The sequence below is a fragment of the Sphingomonas jejuensis genome, from assembly GCF_011927695.1.
GTDB lineage: Bacteria > Pseudomonadota > Alphaproteobacteria > Sphingomonadales > Sphingomonadaceae > Sphingomonas_K > Sphingomonas_K jejuensis.
Genome location: NZ_JAATJE010000001.1, coordinates 1,426,496 through 1,448,609, shown reverse-complemented (window position 1 = coordinate 1,448,609; position 22,114 = coordinate 1,426,496). Strand labels below are relative to the sequence as shown.

Genomic DNA, 22,114 nt, shown 5'->3' with positions numbered 1-22,114 from the left:
CCGGTCACGTCGTCGGTTCTTCGCCCACGACGAAGTCGAACCGGTGCAGCACCCGGCCACCGGCCGACACGGTGATGCTGTGGTGCCCGTCCGGGTCCCCGTCAGCCACGCACCAGCTGTTGGAGATCTCGCCCAGCGCGAGCGGAAGCCGCAGCGTGGTCAGCGCGCTGCGTCCGTCGGGCGCCACCACCGTGGTGCTGCCAGCCTGCACGTTCCAGGCGGGCGCACCCGCCGGCAGTTGCAAGCGTTCCTCGATCGTCGCGATCCGCGCCTCCGGCTTCACCCGTAGGCTCCAGCGGTAACAGATGCCCGCGCGGTTGGGCACGCGATCGGTGCGGAGCTCCGCCCGCCGGCCGCTGCCGTCCGTCGCCTGCACGATGAAGTCGTGGCCGGTCACTTTCACCCGCGGCTCGGCCGCCGGCGTCGCGCCCGTCTGCAGGGCGGCGAGCACGACCAGCGCGATCATTCCACCCAGTCCAGCCCGATGTCGCGGTACACGCTGCGGTCCTCGTCCCAGCCCGGCTTCACCTTGACGTGAAGATAGAGGTGGACCTTGCGGTCGAGCAGCACGGCCAGCTCGCTGCGCGCCCGCGCGCCGATCTCCTTGATCCGCTGCCCGCCCTTGCCGAGCACGATGGCACGCTGGGTCGGCCGATCCACCAGGATCTGCTGGTGGATCTCCGCTGACCCGTCCGGCCGTTCCTTGAACAGCTCCGTCTCGACCGCGCTTGCATAGGGAAGCTCCTCGTGGAGCTGGAGGTAGAGCTGCTCGCGCGTCACCTCCGCGGCCAGCAACCGTTCGGACGCGTCCGACACCTGGTCCGGCGGGAAGTGCCAGGGGCCGGCGGGCATGCGGTCGCCCAGCGTCCGCTTCAGGTCGGCAACGCCGTCGCCCGTCTCTGCGGAGATCATGAAGGTCTCCTCGAACGCAACCGCCGCGTTCAGCCGGTCCGCGTGGACGAGCAGCTTGCCCTTGTCGGCCAGGTCAACCTTGTTGAGCACCAGCAGCTTGGGCTCCGGCCGGTCGACCAGCCGCTCGACAATGGTCATGACCTTGGGGCCAAGCCCGGCCTTGGCGTCCACCACCAGCGCGATCAGGTCGGCATCGGTCGCGCCGCCCCATGCCGCCGCCACCATCGCCCGGTCCAGCCGCCGCTTGGGTGCGAAGATGCCGGGCGTGTCGACCAGCAGCAGCTGCGCCTCATCCTCAATCGCGATGCCCATCAGCCGGGTGCGCGTGGTCTGCGCCTTGGGGCTGACGATCGCCACCTTCTGCCCGACAAGGCCGTTCACCAGCGTCGACTTGCCCGCATTGGGCGCGCCGACAATGGCCACCACGCCGCAGCGTTGGGTCGGTTTGGGCAGGGGAGGGATATCGGTCATCCGCCTTCCTTGCCGCCCGCCCTCAGCAAAGTCGAGGCGGCTCGCCGCAGCCTTGACCGCTTGTGAAGCGGGCGCAACCCGGCAACGGTCGTCACGTTCGCCAAAGATCGGGGAGCACTGCGCTTGTCGCAGGCAGGCGCTGGATCAGGATCGTCCCATCGGCCTGTCGACTGGCGCTTGTGTCGGCGCCTGCCGGGCTGATGCCGGGCCCTTATCCGCCGCGCAGCTGTCGCAGCAGGGCCGCCGCCGCCGCCGTCTCGGCGTCCTGTTTGCTGCTGCCCTCGCCACGCGCGCTGCCCGCCGCGCCGATCTCCACCTGCACCACGAACTTGGGCGCATGCCCCGGACCGGACCGGTCCACGACCAGGTAGACGGGGGGTCGGCGGCGGTTGGCGGCGGCCCACTCCTGCAGCGCCGATTTCGGATGCTGCGGCGCCGGCGGCGTTCCGCGCATCCGCGGCTCCCAGGCCCGGCGGACGAAGGCGGTCGCGGCGTCCAGGCCGCCGTCCAGGTACAGAGCGCCGATCAGCGCCTCCACCACGTCGCCCAGCACGTTCACGCTGTCGCGCGCGCCGTCGTCGCGGGCCTGCTTGCCCATGCGGATATGCGGGCCGGCGCCGATCGCGCGGGCCACCTCCGCGCAGGATGCACCCGACACGAGCATCGCCAGCCGCTTCGACAGGGACCCTTCCGGCTCCTGCGGTACGGCCTCGTAGAGCATGGTGGCGACCGCCAGGCCCAGCACGCGGTCACCGAGAAACTCGAGCCGCTGATAATCCTCGCCCTTGTCGACGCTGCCATGGGTCAGCGCGCGCTCGAACAGGCTCAGGTCGGCGGGGCGGTGGCCGAGCGCGTCGGCGATCCAGTCGGCCAGCGGCGCGGTCAGAACCGCTCTCCGATCCGCTCCGGCCGGGCCGCGCGAAACCAGCTAACCGGGTTGTACCATTCCGCGGACCCGTCGGTCGAGAACACGGTCAGCATCGCCTCGCCCACCAGATTGTCCAAGGGCACGAAGCCGATGCCGCCGCCGGGGCGCGGCTCGAACCGGCTGTCGGCCGACCGGTCGCGATTGTCGCCCATCAGGAACAGGTGCCCGGCGGGCACGGTGTAGACCTGGGTGTCGTCCGCCTGCGTCGCACCGATGTCGAGCGTTTCGAAGCTGCGCCCGCCCGGCAGCGTCTCGCGATAGCGCGGGTAGCGGCACAGGCGCTCGCCCGCCGGCCCCGCCTCAACGAACTCGGGCGCGGCGCAACGCTCGTCCACCCCCGGGCGCTCGACGAAATCGGCGACGCGCTGCCGGGCGATCGGCTCGCCGTTCAGCCAGACGATGCCCGCCCGCATCTGCACGCGGTCGCCGGGCAGGCCGATCACGCGCTTGATATAGTCCTGCGACTGGTCGGGCGGCGCGCGAAAGATCACCACGTCGCCCCGGTCCGGTACCGCTCCGAAGATCCGGCCCTGGAACAGCGGGATGCCATAAGGCAGGCTCCACCTCGAATAGCCGTAGGGCCATTTCGCCGCGATCAGGAAGTCGCCGACCAGCAGCCGCGGCTGCATCGATTCCGATGGAATGAAGAACAGGGTCACCAGGAAGCTGCGCACGATCAGCGTGACCAGCAGCAGCTTGACCAGGAACAGGGTGAAATCGCGCCCTTCCGAGCGCTTGGCCGCGCGCGGGGCAGGCCTGGCGGCGGTCGTCATGGTGTCGCGCCTTGCGGCGGCAACCGGGTGAGGTCAAGCGCAGACACGGGTGACGCGGCCGCGTCCTGCGCATAGAGAAGCGGGCGGCTGCGTGGCGGAGGAGACGGGCGATGACGGACGCAAACGGGATCTGGCAGGCGATCGAGGCGGAACCGCGCGACACGCTGACGGCGCTGTTCGATGCGGATGCCGGGCGGCTGGGGCGGTTCTCCGGCGAGGTCGCGGGCCTCTATCTCGACTGGTCCAAGACCCACCTGACGCCCGCGCTCGTGGACCGGTACATCGCCTTTGCCGCCGCGCGCGATTTCGCCGGCCGGCGCGACGCGCTCTACGGCGGCGCGGTGGTGAACGTGACGGAGGGGCGCGCCGCCACCCATGTCGCGGAGCGCGGGGAGGGGAGCCCCGACGATGTGGCTGCCGCCCGCACCTTCCACGGGCGCATGCGCGCGCTGATCGACGCGATCGAGGCGGAGGCATTCGGCCCGGTCGCGCACATCCTGCACATCGGCATCGGCGGGTCCGCGCTGGGGCCGGACCTGCTGGTCGACGCGCTTGGCCGCGATTCGGGGCGCTACGAGGTGGCCGTCGTCTCGAACGTCGACGGCGCCGCGCTGGAGGAAGCCACCCGGCGCTTCGACCCGGCGGCGACGCTGGTGGTGGTCGCATCCAAGACCTTCACCACCACGGAGACGCTGCTCAACGCCGCCAGCGCGCTCGGCTGGATGACCGAACACGGCGTCGATGATCCCTATGGGCGCGTCATCGCGCTGACCGCCGCGCCGGACAAGGCAGTCGAGTGGGGCGTGGACGAGACCCGCGTGCTGCCGTTCGCCGAAAGCGTCGGGGGTCGTTACTCGCTGTGGTCGTCGATCGGCTTTCCGGCCGCTCTGGCGCTCGGCTGGTCGGCCTTCGAGGAGCTGCTGGAGGGCGCAGCCGAGATGGACCGCCACTTCCGCTTCAGCGAGCCGGCCGCCAACCTGCCGCTGCTCGCCGCCTTCGCCGACCATTATTACGGCCATGTGCGCGGCGCAGAAACGCGCGCGGTGTTCGCCTATGACGAGCGCTTGCGGCTGCTGCCGTCCTATCTTCAGCAGCTGGAGATGGAATCGAACGGCAAGGGCGTGACGCTCGCGGGCGATCCGCTGTCGGGCCACAGCGCGCCGATCACCTGGGGCGGCGTCGGCACCGATGCGCAGCATGCGGTGTTCCAGCTCCTCCATCAGGGCACGCACCTCGTGCCGGTCGAGTTCGTGGCGTCGGTCGAGGTCGATCACGGGTTCGACGACGCTCATCACCGCCAGCTGCTCGGCAACTGCTTTGCACAAGGGGCGGCGCTGATGACGGGCAGGACGGCGGAGGATCCCGCCCGCAGCTATCCGGGCGACCGCCCGTCGGCGACCATCCTGCTCGACCAGGTCGAGCCCCGCACGCTGGGCGCGCTCATTGCCTTTTACGAGGCGCGCGTGTTCGCCGGCGCGGTGCTGCTCGACATCAATCCCTTTGACCAGTTCGGCGTGGAGCTGGGCAAGGAGATGGCGAAGGCGGTGGAAAAGGGGGGCGAGTTCGACCCCTCCACGACGGAGCTCCTGCGCCGCGCCTTTGGCTAGGCGGGTGCCGGACGCGGGCGCGGCCACACCCTGTCGGCGCCACGACGGAGCGAGGTGACAGGCGTTTCCGAACACCGTCGCCGGTCGCGCGTTACCATCGTCATCTTTGTCTCATCCGAGGATCAGCCGTGCCCGACTTCGACTATGATCTGTTCGTCATCGGCGCCGGCTCCGGCGGCACCCGCGCCGCGCGCGTGTCGGCGGCGCACGGTGCCCGGGTTGCGGTGGCGGAAGAATACCGGGTCGGCGGAACCTGCGTCATCCGCGGCTGCGTGCCCAAGAAGTTGCTCGTCTACGGCGCGCACTTTGCCGAGGACCTGGCCGACGCGCGGCATTTCGGCTGGGACGTGGGCGAGACGACGTTCGACTGGCAGCGCCTACGCGACAATGTGCTGCGCGAGGTCGACCGCATCAGCACCGCCTATACCGAAACCCTCTCCAACCATGACGTGGAGATCTTCCACGAACGCGCGACCATCACCGGCCCCAACAGCGTCAGGGTCGGCGAGCGCGAGGTCACCGCGGGCAAGATCCTGGTGGCCGTGGGCGCGCGCCCGCACGTGCCGTCCTGCCCGGGGCACGAACATGGCATCACATCGAACGAGGTGTTCCACCTGGATGCGGTGCCGAAGCGCGTGCTGATCGCCGGCGCGGGCTACATCGCCAACGAATTCGCCGGCATCTTCCACCAGTTCGGCGCGCATGTGACGCTCATCAACCGCACGGACGTGATCCTGCGCGGCTATGACGAGCAGATCCGCGACCGGCTGCTCCAGATCGCCACCATGAAGGGCATCGATTTCCGCTTCCACGCCGATTTCGAGGGCATCGAGAAGACGGCCGACGGCCTGCGCGTGTCGATGAGCGCGCACGATCCCGTCGACGCCGATCTCGTCCTGTTCGCCACCGGCCGCGTTCCCAACACGGAGGATCTCGGCCTCGACAGCGCAGGCGTCGAGCTGGACGACAAGGGCGCGATCAAGGTCGACGAGGACAGCCGGTCGAGCTGCGCCAGCATCTTCGCCGTCGGCGACGTCACCAACCGCGTCCAGCTCACCCCCGTCGCCATCCGCGAGGGGCAGGCATTCGCCGACACCCAGTTCGGCGACAAGCCCACGCGGGTCGATTATGGCTGCATCCCGTCGGCGGTGTTCAGCCACCCGCCGATCGGCGCGGTCGGCATGACGGAGAGCGAGGCCAAGCAGAAGCTCGGTTCCGTGCGCGTCTACACCTCCGACTTCCGCCCGATGAAGAACGTGCTCGCCGGCCGCACCGAACGCGCGCTCTACAAGATCATCACCGACGAGGTGACGAACAAGGTCGTCGGCATTCACATGATCGGCCCGGACGCGCCGGAGATCCTGCAGGCGGCGGCGATCGCCGTGAAGGCGGGGCTGACCAAGCAGGCGTTCGACGATACGATCGCGCTTCACCCGTCGATGGCGGAGGAACTGGTGCTGATGCGCTAGGCGAAGGCGCCGCCCTCGTCGAAATAATCGGGCATGCCGCCCGGCCACACCACGCCCCACTGCGCCTGGCCGCCGTCGATCACCAACAGGTCGCCGGTGATGAAGCGCGCGGCCGGCGAGGCGAGATAGGCGATCATCTCCGCCACGTCCCAGGCATCGCCGCGGCTCTTCATCGGGTTGGCCTTGTGGAAGCGCTTCAGCGCTTCCTCCGGATAGACGCCGAAGCCTTCGGTCTCGATCACCCCCGGCCCGATGCAATTGACGCGGATTCGGTGCGGCGCCCATTCGGTCGCCAGCGTCTTCGACAGATAGATCACGCCCGCCCGCGCCGCGCAGGTATGCGCCGCCTGCGGCATCCCGCGCTCCACGTTGGCGACGATGTTGACGATGTTGCCGGGGGCGTCCGCGTCGCGCCAGCGGGTGGCGGCCGCCTGCATCATCCACCAGCTGCCGTTCAGATTGGTGTCGATCACCGCCAGCCAGCCCTTGCGGCTGAAGTCGATCGCGTCCTGCGGGAACTGCCCGCCGGCGTTGTTCACCAGCGTGTCGATGCGCCCGAACCGCGACCAGACCGCATCCATCAGCCCGTCGACCGCCTCGGGGTCACGGATGCTCATCGGCTGCACCAGGATGTCGCGGCCGGTGACCGCCGCGATATGGTCGCGCGTCGCGGCAAGCTTCTCCTCGTTCCGGCCGCAGATTGCGACGTCGGCGCCCAGCCGCGCGGCAAGCGTGGCGGCCGCGCGTCCCATGCCGCTGCCGCCGCCGCTGATCAGCAGCACCTGGCCGGCAAGCAGGTCCGGGCGATAGATGGTGTCGCGCGCGGCCAGGTCGTCGGGCTGCAGCCCGCGCTTCGGGCGACTGGGGTCATTGGGGTCCGGCCGCGTCCCGGCAGGCGCGCTGCTCATCGCTTCGATCCCGCTGATCCGACCATCGCCCATCCTCGCCTTGTTGTTGCAGCAGGCTAGTCGAGGCCAAAGCGAAAAACAATCATCGCTGATTGTTTTGGTGGACATGGCGTCCGGCGCGGGGCAGCCTTCACCCCGGAAAAGCTCGGCGAGACGGTGGCCACAAACCGGCACGGCTGTCTTCGATCGGGCCGGAACAGGCGAGAGGGAGAGACGCGATGGGTATGCTCGACGGCAAGGTCGCCGTGATCATCGGCGCGGCCGGGCGCGACAACATGGGGCAGGGGATCGGGCGGCGGTTCCTGGCCGAAGGGGCGCAGCTGGTGGTCGCCGGCCGCAACGAAGACGCGCTTGCCGCCTTCGCCGATGAGGTCGGCGCCGCCTGGATCGGCTGCGACATCACGGACGAGGTGCAACTTGCAGCGTTGGCCGATCTGGCGGTTGATCGCTTCGGCGGCATCGACATCGCGCTCAATGCGACCGGCTGGGGCCTGCTCAAACCCTTTCTCGAGACCAGCAAGGCGGAGATCGAGCGCGTCACCGCGCTGCAGTTCACGGGCGCCATCCTGTTCTATCAGGCGATGCTGCGGCGCATGCGCGATGGCGGATCGATCCTCCAGATCTCGTCCGCCACCGCCTCCATCATGCTGGAGGATCACGCCGCCTATATGGGCACCAAGGCCGGTGCCGATCACGTCATCCGTTGCGTCGCGAACGAATTCGGCCACCGCGGCATTCGCGCCAATTCGATCGCGCCCGGCTTCACGCCCACGCCGATGACGGCGCGGGCGTCCAGGAACCAGGCGATCATCGATGCCTTCGCGCGCGAATACCCGCTGGGCCGCGTCGGCACGATCGAGGATGTGGCCGACGCCGCGGTCTGGCTCGCCTCGGACCAGTGCTTCATGACCGGTCAGGTGCTGCAGGTGAACGGCGGGCTCACGCTTCGCCGCAACCCACGCAATGCGGAGATCGCAGGTGCCGTGCAGGCGGCGCGGGCCAGTTCGGTGGCATGATCCGCGGCGTCCACCACCTCGCCATTTCGACGCCCGATCTCGACCGGCTCGTCGACTGCTACACGGGCTGGTTCGGGTTCGAGCGGGCGGGCGGCGGCGGCTGGGACCGCGGCAACGACCGTGTCGATCGCATGCTCCAGCTTGATGGCAGCGCCGCACGCTATGCCTTTCTCCGGCTGGGCAATCTCTACATCGAGGTGTTCGAGTTTGCGGCTCCGGATGGCGTGGCCGTGCGCCCGCGGATGAGTGACAAGGGCATCACGCATCTCTGCCTCTACTGTGACGACGTGGTGGCAGAACATGCCCGGTTGAGCGCGCTGGGAATGGAGTTTCACTGCCCGCCCGGCGGTGCCGCCGCCACCCGCGCCACCTATGGCCGGGACTGCGACGGCAATGTCGTGGAACTGCTTCAGATCGTCGATCCGGATTGCGCCTTCCGGTTCGAGGCGCTTCGCGGACAGGGCGCCGGCTGAGGCCGCAGGTCAGCCGAGCTCCCGCATCAGGGTGGCCGGATCCTGGTCCCAGCCGTCGGCCGCTCGCCGCACCGCGTTGAAGAATCGGCGGATGCCGTCCTTTTCCTCCACCACCTCGATCATGTGGCCGATGGTGGCGGTGGCATCGAAATAGGCGAAGCGCATGTCGCCGACGCGCCCTTCGCTCGCCACGGCATGGCCCAGCGATCTCTGCCGCGCGCATTCGGCATCGAAGTCGGCGGCGACGACCGCGACATGGTGGAACCCGGTCGCGCCCGCCGGCACCGTGTCGCGATAGACGGAGGGTTCGGCGTCATGCTGCTCGATCAGCTCGATCTGCACCGATCCAGACTGCGCGACCGCCGTTGAGAAGCGCGTTGCGCTTGGTCGGCCGCGGTGCAGCGCATCGGCGATCGGCAAATTGCGGCTGACGAGGAACGGGCCGATGCCCAGCGCGGCGTGCCACGCGCGGCAGGCATCTGTCAGGTCGGGCACCACCCACGCCATCTGCTCGACCGGCGGATGCGCGATCATCGTGGCGGACCGCCGGCGTGCAGGATCGCCCGGGTCGCCGCCACCGCAGCCCCGATCCGGTCGACCGGGCCGGCGCCAGCGAGGCGGGCTGATTTGCGAGGCACTTCCACACTGATGATCGTGCCAGATCGTAGGGGAGACAGCAACCGGGATATTGGGAAGGCGCCCTCACCAGGAAGCATGCGCTCGCTCACCGCCTCGTGCCAGCGCCCCCCATCATCGATCGCCGCCGGGCCGTCGCTCACCTGCGCATAGCTGACCAGGTCCGCCGCAGCCGCGACCTCTGCCGGCGTGCCCCCGGACCGCACCAGATGGAGCAGGTCGAGCACCATGTCCGCCGGTTCCGGCCGCACCGCGCGCACGATGGCGGCGGCGGTGGGCAGGTCAGGCACGGCGGAAAAGCGGTTGAACTCCAAGCCGGCGACGATGCCGTGCGTCCGGCACAGCCGGGCGAATGCGGCGAAGCGATCGATCGCTTCCTGCCCGCTGGCGCCGTGGACATGCGCGGTCGCACGCACCGCCCCCAGCAGCGCGGCAAGGTCGAGGCCGGTGGCGAACCCTTCAATCGGTGCGCCGTCGAGCGGGAACACCTCGACATTGGCGACCACCATCCCCGCCGCCGCCAGTGCGGACCGAAGCGGTTGCACATCGTCGTGCGTCACGGCCGGGAACTTGCCGCGCGCCGCGTCGGGCACATGGGTGAACAGGCACACGCCTGCGCAGCCGAGGGCAGCCGCGGCGTCCGTCAGCATGCGGGGCGGGGCATCCAGTGCCGTCAGCTGATGCACTGAGAGGCGCGGGGCTGATCCTGCAAAAAAGTCATTCATGATTGTTTTTATCGGAAGCCGTGCTAGGCTGTGTCAATCGACATTCAGGATGGCTCCCCCATGAACGTTCAGGCACCGATCAGCGATCACGACCGCATGGCGTTCGAGCGCGACCGGAAGAGCCCGCCGGAGGGCTTTCCGAACCTGCCCGACATCCCCGGCGTCCGGTACACCGATGCCGAGTTCCTGCGCCTTGAGAAGGAGCGGATGTGGAAGCGCGCCTGGCTCTATGCCGGGCATGTCGACCAGGTCGAAAAGCCCGGCCAGTGGTTCCTGACCCGCTCCACGGGATCGCCGATCATCGTGCTGAAGGATCTGCAGGGGGAGGTGCGTGCCTTCTACAACACCTGCCAGCATCGCGGCGCCCCGCTGGTCAGCGATGATGCGGGCGTCTCGCGCGGCTTCGTGTGCGCCTATCACGGGTGGAGCTACACGCTCGACGGCAAGCTGACGGCGGTGCGCGACAAGCGCGACTTCGTCGACCTGGACTTTTCCTGCCGCTCGCTGGTCGCCGTCCGCTGCGAGCGGCTGGGCAACCTCATATTCGTCAACGAGGATCCGGAGGCGGAGCCGCTGCTCGACCATCTCGGCCCCATGGCGGACGAGCTCGACCAGTTCTCGCTCGACACGCTGCGGCTGGTGGACAGCCGCTCCTACGATGTCGGCTGCAACGTCAAGGTGATGCTGGACGCCTTTCTTGAGGTCTATCACATCAAGTCGATCCACCAGTCGACGGTGGACCGCTTCCTTGATCACCGCGGCATGATCGTGACGCTCTGGCCGCGCGGACACAGCCGCATGTGCACGCCCAACCGGCGACCCGACTGGGTCGATCCCGGCACCATCGGCATGCCCAAGATCCCGACCGTCACCGACGTGCCGGCCAACAACAACGTCAGCTACCACATCTACCCCAATTTCGTGATGCCGCCGTCCGACAGCGGTATCCCGCTGCTGCAGTTCTGGCCGACGTCCGACCGCAGCTGCCGGATCGTCTCGTCCTGGATCGCGCCGGACTACGACGCCGCCAACCCCGATCCCTTGTGGGAGAAGCGGATCCGCAACTGGGAACGCATCCTCTACGAGGATCTGCAATTCGGCCCGCAGATTCAGGAGTCGCTGGAAAGCCCGGGCTTTCGCGGCATGCCGCTCAACTATCAGGAGCGGCGCATCTACCACTGGCACGAGGAGCTGGACCGCCGCATCGGCCTGAACCAGGTTCCGCCCGAGGCGCGGGTGGAGCAGGTGCTGGAGGACTGGGTCCAGCACTGAGCATCCCCGGGAGCCGTCGGCCTCAGTCGCGGCCCGCCCGGGTCCGCCCCGCCCGCGTATACACAAGGTTGATGCTGGTGAAGGTCAGCATCTCGGTCCCGTCCGCCCGCACCACGGCATAGCGCGTCATCGCCGTGCCCCGGTCGGGCGTCGAGCCTGAGGGCCGCAGCTCGACGATCTCGGACGTCACATGGATCGTGTCGCCCGCCCGCACCGCCCGCTTCAGGCGAAGCGCGTCCCACCCCACCCCGCAGACGAAATCGATGTCCGCGTTGATCTCGTGGTCCAGCTGCCGCCAGAGCGCGAGCACGTGGATGCCGCTCGCCACCACCTCCCCGAACACGGACTGGCGCGCCGCTTCCGGATCGCTGTGGAACCACTGCGGGTCATAGCTCCGCGCGAAGCGGACGATCTCCTCCTCCGTCACCGTGATGCTGCGGGACGTGCGCTGCTCGCCCACGCTCAGGTCCTCGAACGTCCGGTGCGGTTTCACCGGCTGGAACGCGGTCATCGGCTCAGGCCCTCCTGCTGCTTCATCAGTGATCCTCATCTATCATTCGGGCCGATGCCATGTCGCGGCTGGACGCCTCATGTCCGATATGGAAGGATCGTTCAAAAGGAGATGGGGCGTGTGGGGCGATGACGATCTGGACGGCCGCGCACGGCTGCAGCGGCTGTTCGTCTATGACGAGGTTGAGCCCGACCGCTTCCGCTACCGCGCGCACCGCAGCAGCATGCCGCGCCTCTATGGCGGGCAGGTCATCTCGCAGGCGCTCTCGGCCGCCCAGCGCACGGTTGCGACGGGCCGTGTGGCGCACAGCTGCCACGCCTATTTCGTCCGCCCGGGGGATCGCGACGCCGACATCGACTTCGTCGTTCGCCGCGACAGCGACGGCCGCAGCTTTTCCGCGCGCCGGGTGGAAGCGATGCAGGGCGACCGGCTGATCCTCAGTCTTTCGGCCTCCATGCACGATCTGGAGCCGGGCGGCGCGCACCAGTTCGCCATGCCGGACGTGCCCGCGCCGGACACGCTGGTCGACCAGCGCGTGATCATGGACGCGCTGGGCGACCGCCTGTCGCCGCGCCACCAGAGCTTCTGGCTGCGCGATACGGGCTTCGACATGCGCGCGGTTGAACCCTTCGTTAGCTTCGATCCGCCCGCCCAGCCGGCGGTTCGCCATTTCTGGATCCGCCTGCGCGACCGCATCGGCGACGATCCGGCCGAACATCAGCGATTGTTCGCCTTCATCTCGGACCTTTACGTCATGCACACCGGCCTCCTGCCGCTCGGCATCGGCTGGGCCGACCGGCGGCTGCAGGACGCGAGCCTGGATCACGCGATCTGGTTTCATGACCGCTTCCGGGTCGACGACTGGCTGCTCTACGCGCTCGACAGCCCGCGGGCCGGCGGCGCCCGCACCGTGGGGCGGGGCCTGGTCTACCGGCAAGACGGCACCCTGGTCGCATCGGTGGTGCAGGAAGGCCTCATCCGCCTGCTCGACGAGGCGAAATATTGAGCGGTGCCGATCACGGCATGTAGTGCCCGCCGTTGATGTCCAGGACGGTGCCCGTGACATAGGCGGCGGCATCGCTGACCAGATATTCGACCCCGCCGGCGATGTCCTCGACCGCGCCGAGCCGCCCGGCGGGGAGCTGCGCCAGAAACGTCTCGTCGCCGCCGAAGGACCGGCTCTGCGGCGTGTCGATGCGGCCGGGCGCGATGCAGTTGGCGGTGATACCGTCGCGCGCGACCTGCCCGGCAAGCACGCGCGTGAAGCCGATGATCCCCGCCTTGGTGGCGGCATAATGCGCGCCCGACAGCAGCGACCGCATGCGCCCGCCCATCGACGAGAAATTGACGATCCGGCCCCAACCACCCGCTTTCATCACCGGCAGCACGGCGCGGCAGGTCAGGAAGCTGCCGGTCAGGTTGACCGCCATCACGCGGTCCCATTCGTCCAGCGCGATGTCCTCGACGGCGACCGACCGGCCGCCATGCGCGGGGGAGATGCCGGCGTTGTTGATGAGGATGTCGATCCGGCCATGGTCGCGCGCGACCCGGCCGATCGCTTCGGAGACGGCGTCCGGGTCGGCCACGTCGAGGTCGATGGCGGTGGCCGGGCGCGACAGCGTCGCCGCCGCTTCCGTCAGCGCGCCGGCATCGCGGTCGAGGAGGACCAGCCGGTGACCGAGCGCGTCGAGCCGGTGCGCGATGCCGCGCCCGATCCCCTGGGCAGCACCGGTGACGATCGCGACACGGTCGGTCACGGCAGACCTCCTTGAGCGTGGAGCCAGCCCGCGAGGCTGGCGTGCAGGTGCCGCGCATGGGCAACCGGATCGGGGAAGCGCGCCGCGATGGCAGTCGACCGGACCTTCGTCATCAACGGCATGCCGGGCGGCAGCACCGTCAGCAGGTCGCTGAGCGGCAGCGTGCCGCCGCCGACGTCCAGCCGCCGCGCACGCGCCTCCTCCAGCAGGTCGGCGCGGTCGGGCGCGGGCAGGGGGGCGCCGCCGTCGCACCACTGCACATAGGGCATGCGCTCGACCGGCACCGACGCCACGTCGTCCGGCACCCCGCCGGACCGGGCAAGGTGCAGCGGATCGACCAGCACGGCCAACCCCGGCACCGCATCCGCGATGGCCAGCGCATCCGGCAGGCCCGGCACATCGGTGAAGGCCCCGAACTCCAGCACCGCTTGCACGCCCGCGTCCCGGGCATGGGCAGCAAGCCGCGCGACCGCATCGATCAGCGCCGCCCGATCCGCCATCAGGCCGATGACGATCACATGCGCGATGCCGGCCGCCGCCGCGTGGTCGATCAGGCGGGCATGCGCCGGATCGTCGGGCCGGCTGAGGCGGATCACCTCCGCATCGTGCAGGCGGATGCCTTCGCCCGCCGCGATCCGCCGGACCTCGGCCGCGCGCTTGGCCGACCAGCTGTCCGGATCGATGGTGACGCCGACCAGGTCGAAGCCGGCGGCCGCCGCCACCCGCACCGTTTCTTCGGGCGACAGGCCCGGAACACATTGTGCGGCAAGGCCGATCTGGCGTCCTGTCACGTTGCCGCGACCGGAAGCGGCCGATAGGATCGTGCCGGGAGACAACAAGGGCAAGGGTCGGCATGGCAAGCGCGGCGGCGGAGATCCGGACGGGAAGGAAGCGCGCCGATGTCTCGCGCGCCACGCGGATCAAGATCATGGAAGCGGCCGAACGGCTCTTCGCCGATCGCGGCATCGACGGCGTCGCCCTGCGCGAGATCGCGGTTGAAGCCGGGCAGGGCAACAACACCGCCGTCCAATATCATTTCGGCAGCAAGGAACAGCTCGTCTACGCCATCTTCGACCACCGCACCGCGATGTTCGAGCCGATGCGCGCGCGCATGCTGGACGAGGCGGAGGCGGCCGATCGGCTGTCGGACGCCAAGGTTCTGTTGCAGATCCTGTGCTTCCCGCACCTCAGCATCGCGGATGCGGGCGGCGGCCATCCCTATTCGGCGTTCCTGGCGCATTACCTCACGCGCGCGCGCATCGCCGGCATCTCGCACCCTTATGACGATCCGGAGGTGCCGGTGCCGGCGCTGCGCCGGGTGCGCCGCCTCCTGGCGGAACGCGTGCCGCATGTGCCGGCGGACATGCTGCGGCTGCGCATCGCCTCTGCCAAGCTCATGTTCCTCAACATGCTGATGCGCCGCGACGGCGGCTTTCCCCGGCCGGACCAGAACATCCCGCTCGAGATCCTGGTGGAAGACACGCTGGATCAGGCGGCCGCCGCGCTGACCGCGCCCTACACTGCCGGGCGCGGCCCCTTGTTCGATCTTCCGGAGGTCGAGACCAGCGAGGACTGACGCGGCGACGTGGCCCGTTCGCCTCATGCGGATGCGGCCCAGGCGCGTGCCTCCGGCGACGCCACCCAGCGAAGCGCATTGCCCAGGATCGTGCGGAACACCGGGTGCGCATAGGTCTGCGGCCCGTCGCCCGGTTGCAGGTACACAAGCGGGCTGTTTCCAGCGGCCTTCGCCCAGCCGATGACGCGCCGGTCGTCCGCGACCGCCGGCGCTGTCTCGGCGCCTGTTCGCCGGATCGCATCGGTCGCCGACTGGAACAGCGCGCCGTCCAGCGGCTCGGCGCGCTCCAGCAAGGGGACAAAGCTCTCGTCGAATGTCTCGAAGCGATAAGGCTCGTCGTCCAGTTCGAAGCTGTCGGGCACGCCGGCCAGCACCGGATGGTCGCCGATCCGGCGCACGGCATAGCGGGCGTGCGGCACATAGCGCGATCCGGCCCGCTCCGCCCCGCGCACGGTGGCGGGCTTGTAGAGGAAGGTGCCTCCAAGCGCCTCGGCATAGGCCGGCCAGGCCGGCCAGCCGGCGATGGCGTGATGCAGGGCCACGATCCCCTTGCCGCTTTCCAGGAGCGCCGCGAAACCCCGTTGCAGCGCGTCGGGCGCCGGCGTCAGCCCCGGTCGCTCCTCGCGCGGCGCGCGAAAGTCCATGCCCGGCATGTCGTAGAGCAGCACCGCGTCGTAGAGCTTCAACGCATCCGGGTTCATCAGCTGGGCGGCGGCAGGCTGGTCCACCATCGTCGGCTCCATGCCGATGGCACGCAGCATGGCCTCGAACGGGTCGCGCTCGAACGCATGGCCCTTCGCCGCCACGAACAGGTTCAACCTCTCGGTGCCCGCCAACCCGGCTCTCCTTTCCGCGTTTGCTTTCCCGGAAGGCTATGCCAGTCACCTGTTTCAGGCAAACGCCTTATGTGAGGGACGTTGCCCGATCCGGTCAGGATCGGCAGAGCGGACCCAAAGAAACGAAGGAGGATGGGATGGAACTGGGCAATGTGGCGGCGATCGTCACCGGCGGCGCGTCCGGGCTCGGCGGCGCGACCGCGACGATGCTGGCGGCGGCGGGTGCGCGGATTGCGATCCTCGACCTGAACGAGGATGCCGGCACCGCTCATGCGGCGGAGGTGGATGGGCTGTTCATCAAGGCCGACGTCACCGACGATGCCAGCGTGTCCGACGCGCTCGACCGGGCGGAGGCGGCGCATGGCACCGCCCGCGTCCTGGTGAACTGCGCCGGCATCGCACCGGCCATCAAGACCGTCGGCAAGGAGAATGTGCCGCATCCGCTCGACAGCTTCCGGAAGGCCATCGAGATCAACCTGATCGGCACCTTCAACCTCATCGCGAAGTTCGCCGCGCGCCTCGCGGCGGCCGAGCCGATCGGGGAGGAGCGCGGCGTCATCATCAACACCGCCTCGGTCGCCGCCTATGACGGGCAGATCGGGCAGGCCGCCTATGCCGCATCGAAGGGCGGGGTGGTCGGCCTCACGCTGCCGGTGGCACGCGACCTCGCGCAGCACCGCATCCGCGTGATGACCGTGGCGCCCGGCATCTTCCTCACGCCGATGCTGATGGGCTTGCCACAGGCCGCGCAGGATTCGCTTGGCACACAGGTGCCGCACCCCAGCCGGCTCGGCCGGCCAGACGAATATGCCGAGCTCGTCCGCGCCATCATCGCCAATCCGATGCTGAACGGAGAGGTGATCCGGCTGGACGGCGCGATCCGCATGGCACCGCGCTGATCCGCTCACTCGAGCGTCGCCAGCAGCGCCTTTGAAAAAGGCTTCAGCTCGTTCGCGCGCCCGGCGCGGACGAGCGCGGCCCAGTCCGGGTTGGCGATCATCGCGCGCCCGACCGCGATCAGGTCGAACTCGCCCGCATCGATCAGCCGGGCGACATCGTCCACGTCGGCGCTGCGCGCGCCGCTTTCCGCGATCCCGCCGCTCGCCTCCGTCGTTCCGTCCTTGAACTCGGTCGCCAGCGTCACCGATCCGACCGCGATCACCGGCAGCCCGGTCAGCGCCTTGACCCATCCCGCCAGCGTGCGCGGATCGCCAGCAAAGCCGCGTTCGAAGAAGCGGCGGGTGGAACAATGGATGGCATCGACGCCTGCCGCCACCAGCGGCGCCAGGATCGCCTCCAGCTCGCCCGGATTGTCGGCCAGCCGCGCCGCATAGTCGGAGCTTTTCCATTGCGACATCCGGAGGATCACGGGCCGGCCGTCCGCCGCTGCCTTGCAGGCGCGGATCAGCTCCGCCAGGAACCGCGTCCGTCCGCCCACCTCGCCGCCCCAGCCATCCGCGCGGCGGTTGGTCTTGGGCCACAGGAACTGGTCGGGCAGATAGCCGTGCGCGCCGTGGATCTCGACGCCGTCGAACCCGGCCGCGATGGCCGCCCGGGTCGCGGCCGCGAAGTCGGCGATCGTCTGCGCGATGCCCTCGTCGTCCAGCGCATCGCCGCTCGCCTCGCCGGCGCCCGACAGACCGGACGGACCGACGCGGCGGGGGCGCTGCTTCACCGTTGCCGGATTGACCGTGGTCGGCGTGTCCTGGACGCCGACATGCCACAGCTGCGGGATCACGCACGCGCCCTCCGCCTTTACCGCACGGGCGATCGCGCCTGCGGCGGCGGCCGCCTCCGGCTGGAAGAGCACGGGGATCGGCCCGTCATGCGCGCCGGCGGCGTTCACCGCCATGCCTTCGGTGATGATCAGCCCGGCGCCGCCGGCCGCGCGCCGCCGGTAATAGGCGGCCACGTCCGCTCCCGGCACGCCGTTGGGCGAAAACTCGCGCGTCATCGGCGCCATCGCGATGCGGTTCGGCACCTGCATCGACCCGATGCGCACGGGCTCGAACAGCACGGCGGCGGCGCTCCGCTCCTCGGCCAGCATGTCAGGCGCCCGGCTGCTTGCGGGTGAAGCGGATCGGCAGCTCGCGAAGCGGCAGCGTCAGGAAATTGGCGCGGTGCACCGGCTCCGCCAGCGGGCGGGCGAGGCGAATGTCGTCCAGCCGTTCCAGCATCGCCAGGATCCCCGTCTGTATCTCCTGCCGCGCCAGCACCGCGCCCACGCAGAAATGCGCGCCCGCGCCAAATGCCAGATGCTGCCCGACATTGGCGCGCGTCGGGTCGAAGCGGTGCGGGCAGGCGAACTTGTCCGGGTCGCGGTTGGCCGCGCCGTACCGCACGATCACCACCGCATCCTTGGGGATCAGCGTCCCGTTCAGCTCCACGTCGCGGGTGGCGCGGCGGCGCAGGCCCTGCGTCGGGCTTTCCATGCGGATGCTTTCCTCCACCACGCCGCGGATGCGCTTGGGGTCGGCCCGCAGCAACGCCATCTCGTCCGGGTGACGGATCAGCTGCAGCAGCGCATGGCCAAGCGCGGTCATGGTCGATTCGAACCCGCCGCCGATCAGCTGGCTCATCACGCTCTGCAGCTCGGCCATGCTGAGCGGCTCGTCCGTGTCGCCATGGGCATGGACCAGGCCGGAGATCAGGTCCCCGGTCGGCTCCCGCCGTCGCGCCTCGAACAGGCCCGCCAGATGGTGCTGCGCCTCCAGCTCGGTATCGGCGACGCGGCGGAGCTCTTCGGCGGTCATCCGGGTGGACGCCGGCGCCAGCATCGCGTCCGCCCAGCGCTTGAACGTCGCCACCTCCGTCGGCGGCAGCCCCATTTCCTCGGCCAGGATCATGCCCGGCAGCAGCATGGCGAACTCGGCCACGAAGTCGCACTCGCCGCGGTTCGCAAAGGCGTCGATCAGCCGGTGCGCCCTTGCCTCGATGCGCGGCACCATCTCGCGCACCCGCGCGACCGTGAACACCCGGTCGACCAGCTTGCGGTAGCGGGAGTGAACGGGCGCATCCGTCCGCTGCAGCGTCTGGATGTGCGGCCACCCGCGCTCCGTCATATAGGCTGAGTGGGCGGCCGACAGCTCCGGCCCCTGCAGCGACGCGCGATCGACGTCGTTGGAAAAGGTCTCCGCATCCATCAGCACGGCACGCAGGTCGGCATAGCGGGTGACGATGAAGAAGCCCGTTTCCGGCATGCGGTAGATGCCCGGCGCGGCCTGGATCGCCTCGTACATGGGAAACGGATCGCTCTGCGTGTGCGGGTCGAGCAGGCTCATTTGCTCAAGGCTCGGTGCGGCGGCGTCGGCCATGACCTCTCCCGTGGTCTGCTGTGCCTCACTGTTATGAAGCGTTGCTCAACGTGGACCAGACGACTTAGGACTTCAAGCCTGATGAGGCAGCGTCTTGGCCTTCGGCATGCGGGCACGAGTCGCCGCATACGTCCGCAACTGCAACGAAAACGGCAAAAAAATGACCGCATCCGCAGCATAACTAGGCTTCCGACATCACCAGTTCGACTGGGCAGCTCTCATCCCGCAACGCACAATAAAAAGGCGATTGCCTTAAAAGTAAGGCGCGCTAAGTTTCAGGCATGGACCTGAGTTCGGTTTGGCCCGGGCATGGTTCGAGAGCGGCAAAGCCGCCAGCGACGAGGGGAACTGAAATGAGCATCGACATGGCGTCGACCCGTGCCAGCCGGCCGGATACTGCCCGGCTCCGTCCGCTTCTTCTTGCCGGCGGAGCGCTGATCGCGATGGCGCTGCCGGGTGCTGCGGCCGCGCAGGTCACCAGCGGCCCCGCGCCGACACCGACCGAACAGGGCCTCCAGACCGATCCCGCCAGTCCCGCGTCGATTGCGGATGCCGACGCGCCGCAGGGACCGGACGCGGCCGGCGGCCTCGGCGAAATCGTGGTCACCGCGCGCCGGCGGGTCGAAACGGCGCAGGACATCCCCGTGTCCCTCACCGCCATCACCGCAGAACAGATCGACGCCCGCGACATCACCAGCCTGGAACGGATCGCCGCCGCCACGCCCCAGCTCGCCATCGGCCGCAACGCCACCGGATCGGGTGCTCAGCTCACGCTGCGCGGCATCGGCTCCAACTCGCTGTCGATCGGCACGGAGCAGTCGATCGCGGTGATCGTCGACAGCGTCTATTACGGTCAGGGCCGCACCATCAACGAAGGCTTCTTCGACCTTGCCGGCGTTGAGATCCTGAAAGGGCCGCAATCGCTGTTCTACGGAAAGAACGCGACGGCCGGCGTCATCTCCATCTCCACCGCCAACCCGACCGATACATGGGAAGGCATGGCGCGGACCTCATACGAGTTCAACGCCGGCAAGCTGCTGGGCGAAGGCTATGTCTCCGGTCCGCTCACCGACACGCTCGGCTTCCGCCTGGCCGTGCGCGCGTCCAAGGATTTCGACAGCCTGTTCGACAACCGGGCAGGGCCGATCACCTACAACACGCGCGACACGCCGACCCGCGCCACCGTGGCGCCCAACACCCCCCACATCGCCGGCGCGTCGCCCGACAATGGCCCCAACGAACGCGAGATCCTGACGCGCGCCACCCTGGTGTGGGAGCCGACCGACCGGCTGACCGCCACGGTGAAGGCGAACTACGGCTGGAACGAGACCATGCCGGGCACCTGGAACTACTCCGTCTTCGCCTGCGGCACCGGGTTCAGCACGACGTCGCCGGGCGTGCCGTGCACCCGCACCTTCGGCGCCCGCGTCAACAACCTGCCGGCCGACATCGCGGCGCAGACCCGCTACGCCCGCTCCGACGGCCGCAACTTCAACGAATATGAAAGCTGGGGCGCCACCGGCACGCTGGAATATGCGCTGGACGACATCACCATCGTGTCGGTCAACAACTACAACTGGAACCGCAACAAGTGGTCCAATGACCTGGATTACCAGTCGTCACCCACCGTCAACATCTGGGGGACCGAGCTCAGCAAGTATCACGCTTATTCGTCTGAGCTGCGCGCCTCCAGCGACTTCGACTTCCCGGTCAACTTCCTGGTCGGCGGCTACTATCAGAACACGCGGCGGGACTTCTCGCAGCTGGTGCTGAACAACGGGTCGGAAAACAGCGCAGCGCCGGCCGGCTACCGCTATGTCACCTATGCCAAGGAAAGCTTCACCGATGGCGAAACGCTGTCGGCCTACGGCCAGCTCCTGTGGAAGATCATTCCGTCGATCGAGGTGACCGGCGGCGTCCGCTACATCCACGAAACCAAGGACAGCCTGTTCGTCCAGCCATATGCCAACCCGCGCTTTGCGGGCACCAACTATGCCGTCAATGTGCCGCTGACGGCCGACCAGACCTTCACCAACTGGTCGCCCGAAGCGACGGTCACCTGGCTGGTGACGGACGACATCACGGTCTACGGCGCCTACAAGACCGCCTACAAATCGGGCGGCTTCTCAAACAGCTCCATCCAGACGCCGGTGACGCCCACCGACTTCTTCACCTTTGAGCCGGAATCGGCCGCGGGGTTCGAAGGCGGCGTGAAGGCGCTGCTGTTCGACCGGCAGCTCAGCCTCAATATCGGCCTCTACAGCTACGAATTCGACGACCTTCAGGTCACCTATCTCGACAGCGCCCTGCTCGCCTACAACTCGGTCAACGCCGGCAGCGTCACCACGCGCGGCGTGGAGGCGGACTTCGAATTCCAGCCGCGCGCGCTGCCGGGCTTCAACCTCAACGGCAGCGTCAACTACAACCGGGCCCGCTACGGGGACTCGATCGCGCCCTGCTATGGCGGGCAGCGGCCGTCGGAAGGCTGCTTCCCCAACCTGCTGGCGCCCGGCACGCCCGGCCAGAACCTGGACGGCGTGCCGACGTCGGATGCGCCGCTGTGGACCGCTTCGCTCGGCACACGCTACGAACATGATCTTGACGGGGATCTGGTGCTCGGCGCGTCCGTCGACAGCCGTTATTCGGCCAGCTACCTCGTCTCGTCGTTCGGCTCGCCGCTGTCGCGCCAGGATGCCTACATCAACCTCGACGCGTCCGTCCGCCTCCGGTCGGAGGTCAGCGGGCTTGAGCTCGCGCTGATCGGCAAGAACCTCACCAACCAGTTCATCGTGACCGGCGTCAACGATGCCAGCGGCTCGGGCTCCGGCACCGGGACGGTCAACGGCCGCATCGCCGATCAGGTCGGCTTCCTGGCCATGCCTCGCACGGTGCAGCTCCAGCTGACGTGGCGGATGTGAAAGGGGTCGTTG

Annotated in this window: 22 protein-coding genes; 9 read left to right on the top strand and 13 right to left on the bottom strand. The window is 68.9% G+C overall.

Translation table 11 applies throughout. The features are described 5' to 3' along the window. Window positions 1-4 precede the first annotated feature (4 nt). The 4 genes from GGR88_RS07370 to lepB form a co-directional block, all read right to left on the bottom strand. Entirely contained in the window at window positions 5-466 is a 462-nt protein-coding gene (locus tag GGR88_RS07370) for a hypothetical protein (RefSeq protein ID WP_167953900.1), read from the bottom strand. Continuing rightward, window positions 463-1,383, bottom strand: a complete 921-nt coding sequence (gene era / locus GGR88_RS07365; RefSeq protein WP_167953899.1) for a GTPase Era — start codon at window positions 1,381-1,383, stop codon at window positions 463-465. The genes GGR88_RS07370 and era overlap by 4 nt, the downstream gene beginning before the upstream one ends. A gap of 211 nt (window positions 1,384-1,594) precedes the next feature. Continuing rightward, on the bottom strand, window positions 1,595-2,269 hold the full coding sequence (rnc, locus tag GGR88_RS07360; protein ID WP_167954421.1) for a ribonuclease III: 675 nt from the start codon (window positions 2,267-2,269) through the stop codon (window positions 1,595-1,597). After that, a complete protein-coding gene (lepB, locus tag GGR88_RS07355; RefSeq protein ID WP_167953898.1) occupies window positions 2,266-3,084 on the bottom strand; it encodes a signal peptidase I in 819 nt (272 codons plus the stop codon). Before lepB ends, rnc begins: the two co-directional genes overlap by 4 nt. A gap of 110 nt (window positions 3,085-3,194) precedes the next feature. Here lepB and pgi point away from each other — a divergent pair, with 110 nt between their 5' ends. Together pgi and gor are read left to right on the top strand one after the other, a co-directional pair. Continuing rightward, entirely contained in the window at window positions 3,195-4,691 is a 1,497-nt protein-coding gene (gene pgi, locus GGR88_RS07350; protein WP_167953897.1) for a glucose-6-phosphate isomerase, read from the top strand. A gap of 128 nt (window positions 4,692-4,819) precedes the next feature. Further along, window positions 4,820-6,160 carry a glutathione-disulfide reductase gene (gene gor / locus GGR88_RS07345; protein WP_167953896.1) on the top strand — a complete coding sequence of 447 codons (1,341 nt, stop codon included), beginning with the start codon at window positions 4,820-4,822 and terminating at the stop codon, window positions 6,158-6,160. On the opposite strand, the gene GGR88_RS07340 is transcribed toward gor, so the two are convergent. After that, window positions 6,157-7,068 carry an SDR family oxidoreductase gene (locus tag GGR88_RS07340; protein ID WP_167953895.1) on the bottom strand — a complete coding sequence of 304 codons (912 nt, stop codon included), beginning with the start codon at window positions 7,066-7,068 and terminating at the stop codon, window positions 6,157-6,159. The two genes, gor and GGR88_RS07340, sit on opposite strands and share 4 nt — an antisense overlap. Window positions 7,069-7,286: 218 nt before the next feature. On the opposite strand from GGR88_RS07340, the gene GGR88_RS07335 reads away from it, so the two are divergent. Together GGR88_RS07335 and GGR88_RS07330 are read left to right on the top strand one after the other, a co-directional pair. Continuing rightward, window positions 7,287-8,084 (top strand): SDR family oxidoreductase, encoded by a 798-nt coding sequence (locus GGR88_RS07335; protein WP_167953894.1) that lies wholly within the window; start codon window positions 7,287-7,289, stop codon window positions 8,082-8,084. Further along, entirely contained in the window at window positions 8,081-8,557 is a 477-nt protein-coding gene (locus GGR88_RS07330; protein ID WP_167953893.1) for a VOC family protein, read from the top strand. The genes GGR88_RS07335 and GGR88_RS07330 overlap by 4 nt, the downstream gene beginning before the upstream one ends. 9 nt (window positions 8,558-8,566) lie before the next feature. On the opposite strand, the gene GGR88_RS07325 is transcribed toward GGR88_RS07330, so the two are convergent. Together GGR88_RS07325 and GGR88_RS07320 are read right to left on the bottom strand one after the other, a co-directional pair. Beyond that, window positions 8,567-9,091: a VOC family protein gene (locus GGR88_RS07325; RefSeq protein ID WP_167953892.1), complete on the bottom strand. Its 525-nt coding sequence runs from the start codon at window positions 9,089-9,091 to the stop codon at window positions 8,567-8,569. Next, entirely contained in the window at window positions 9,088-9,879 is a 792-nt protein-coding gene (locus GGR88_RS07320) for a sugar phosphate isomerase/epimerase family protein (RefSeq protein WP_342449746.1), read from the bottom strand. The genes GGR88_RS07325 and GGR88_RS07320 overlap by 4 nt, the downstream gene beginning before the upstream one ends. Before the next feature lie 99 nt (window positions 9,880-9,978). Between GGR88_RS07320 and GGR88_RS07315 the strand changes: the two genes are divergently transcribed. Beyond that, window positions 9,979-11,190: an aromatic ring-hydroxylating oxygenase subunit alpha gene (locus GGR88_RS07315; RefSeq protein ID WP_167953890.1), complete on the top strand. Its 1,212-nt coding sequence runs from the start codon at window positions 9,979-9,981 to the stop codon at window positions 11,188-11,190. A gap of 22 nt (window positions 11,191-11,212) precedes the next feature. On the opposite strand, the gene GGR88_RS07310 is transcribed toward GGR88_RS07315, so the two are convergent. After that, a complete protein-coding gene (locus tag GGR88_RS07310; protein WP_167953889.1) occupies window positions 11,213-11,701 on the bottom strand; it encodes a MaoC/PaaZ C-terminal domain-containing protein in 489 nt (162 codons plus the stop codon). Window positions 11,702-11,819: 118 nt separating this feature from the next. On the opposite strand from GGR88_RS07310, the gene GGR88_RS07305 reads away from it, so the two are divergent. Then, on the top strand, window positions 11,820-12,707 hold the full coding sequence (locus tag GGR88_RS07305; protein WP_342449745.1) for an acyl-CoA thioesterase: 888 nt from the start codon (window positions 11,820-11,822) through the stop codon (window positions 12,705-12,707). Window positions 12,708-12,717: 10 nt separating this feature from the next. Here the strand turns inward: GGR88_RS07305 and GGR88_RS07300 are convergent, their stop codons facing one another. Then, window positions 12,718-13,458, bottom strand: coding sequence for a 3-oxoacyl-ACP reductase FabG (locus tag GGR88_RS07300; RefSeq protein WP_167953888.1), 741 nt, complete (start codon window positions 13,456-13,458; stop codon window positions 12,718-12,720). Continuing rightward, a complete protein-coding gene (locus GGR88_RS07295; protein ID WP_167953887.1) occupies window positions 13,455-14,249 on the bottom strand; it encodes a TIM barrel protein in 795 nt (264 codons plus the stop codon). The genes GGR88_RS07300 and GGR88_RS07295 overlap by 4 nt, the downstream gene beginning before the upstream one ends. Before the next feature lie 62 nt (window positions 14,250-14,311). Between GGR88_RS07295 and GGR88_RS07290 the strand changes: the two genes are divergently transcribed. After that, entirely contained in the window at window positions 14,312-15,034 is a 723-nt protein-coding gene (locus GGR88_RS07290; protein ID WP_167953886.1) for a TetR/AcrR family transcriptional regulator, read from the top strand. Between the two features lie 23 nt (window positions 15,035-15,057). Here the strand turns inward: GGR88_RS07290 and GGR88_RS07285 are convergent, their stop codons facing one another. Next, a complete protein-coding gene (locus tag GGR88_RS07285; RefSeq protein WP_245196460.1) occupies window positions 15,058-15,870 on the bottom strand; it encodes a ThuA domain-containing protein in 813 nt (270 codons plus the stop codon). Window positions 15,871-16,007: 137 nt separating this feature from the next. Here GGR88_RS07285 and GGR88_RS07280 point away from each other — a divergent pair, with 137 nt between their 5' ends. Continuing rightward, the gene (locus GGR88_RS07280) at window positions 16,008-16,769 is read left to right on the top strand and encodes an SDR family NAD(P)-dependent oxidoreductase (protein WP_167953885.1); all 762 of its coding nucleotides are present in this window, start codon (window positions 16,008-16,010) and stop codon (window positions 16,767-16,769) included. 5 nt (window positions 16,770-16,774) lie between these two features. Here GGR88_RS07280 and GGR88_RS07275 read toward each other — a convergent pair whose 3' ends face one another. Beyond that, on the bottom strand, window positions 16,775-17,917 hold the full coding sequence (locus tag GGR88_RS07275; RefSeq protein ID WP_167953884.1) for an oxidoreductase: 1,143 nt from the start codon (window positions 17,915-17,917) through the stop codon (window positions 16,775-16,777). Between the two features lies 1 nt (window position 17,918). Further along, on the bottom strand, window positions 17,919-19,184 hold the full coding sequence (locus GGR88_RS07270; protein WP_167953883.1) for a cytochrome P450: 1,266 nt from the start codon (window positions 19,182-19,184) through the stop codon (window positions 17,919-17,921). Between the two features lie 353 nt (window positions 19,185-19,537). On the opposite strand from GGR88_RS07270, the gene GGR88_RS07265 reads away from it, so the two are divergent. Further along, window positions 19,538-22,102 carry a TonB-dependent receptor gene (locus GGR88_RS07265; protein ID WP_245196459.1) on the top strand — a complete coding sequence of 855 codons (2,565 nt, stop codon included), beginning with the start codon at window positions 19,538-19,540 and terminating at the stop codon, window positions 22,100-22,102. Window positions 22,103-22,114: the final 12 nt, after the last annotated feature.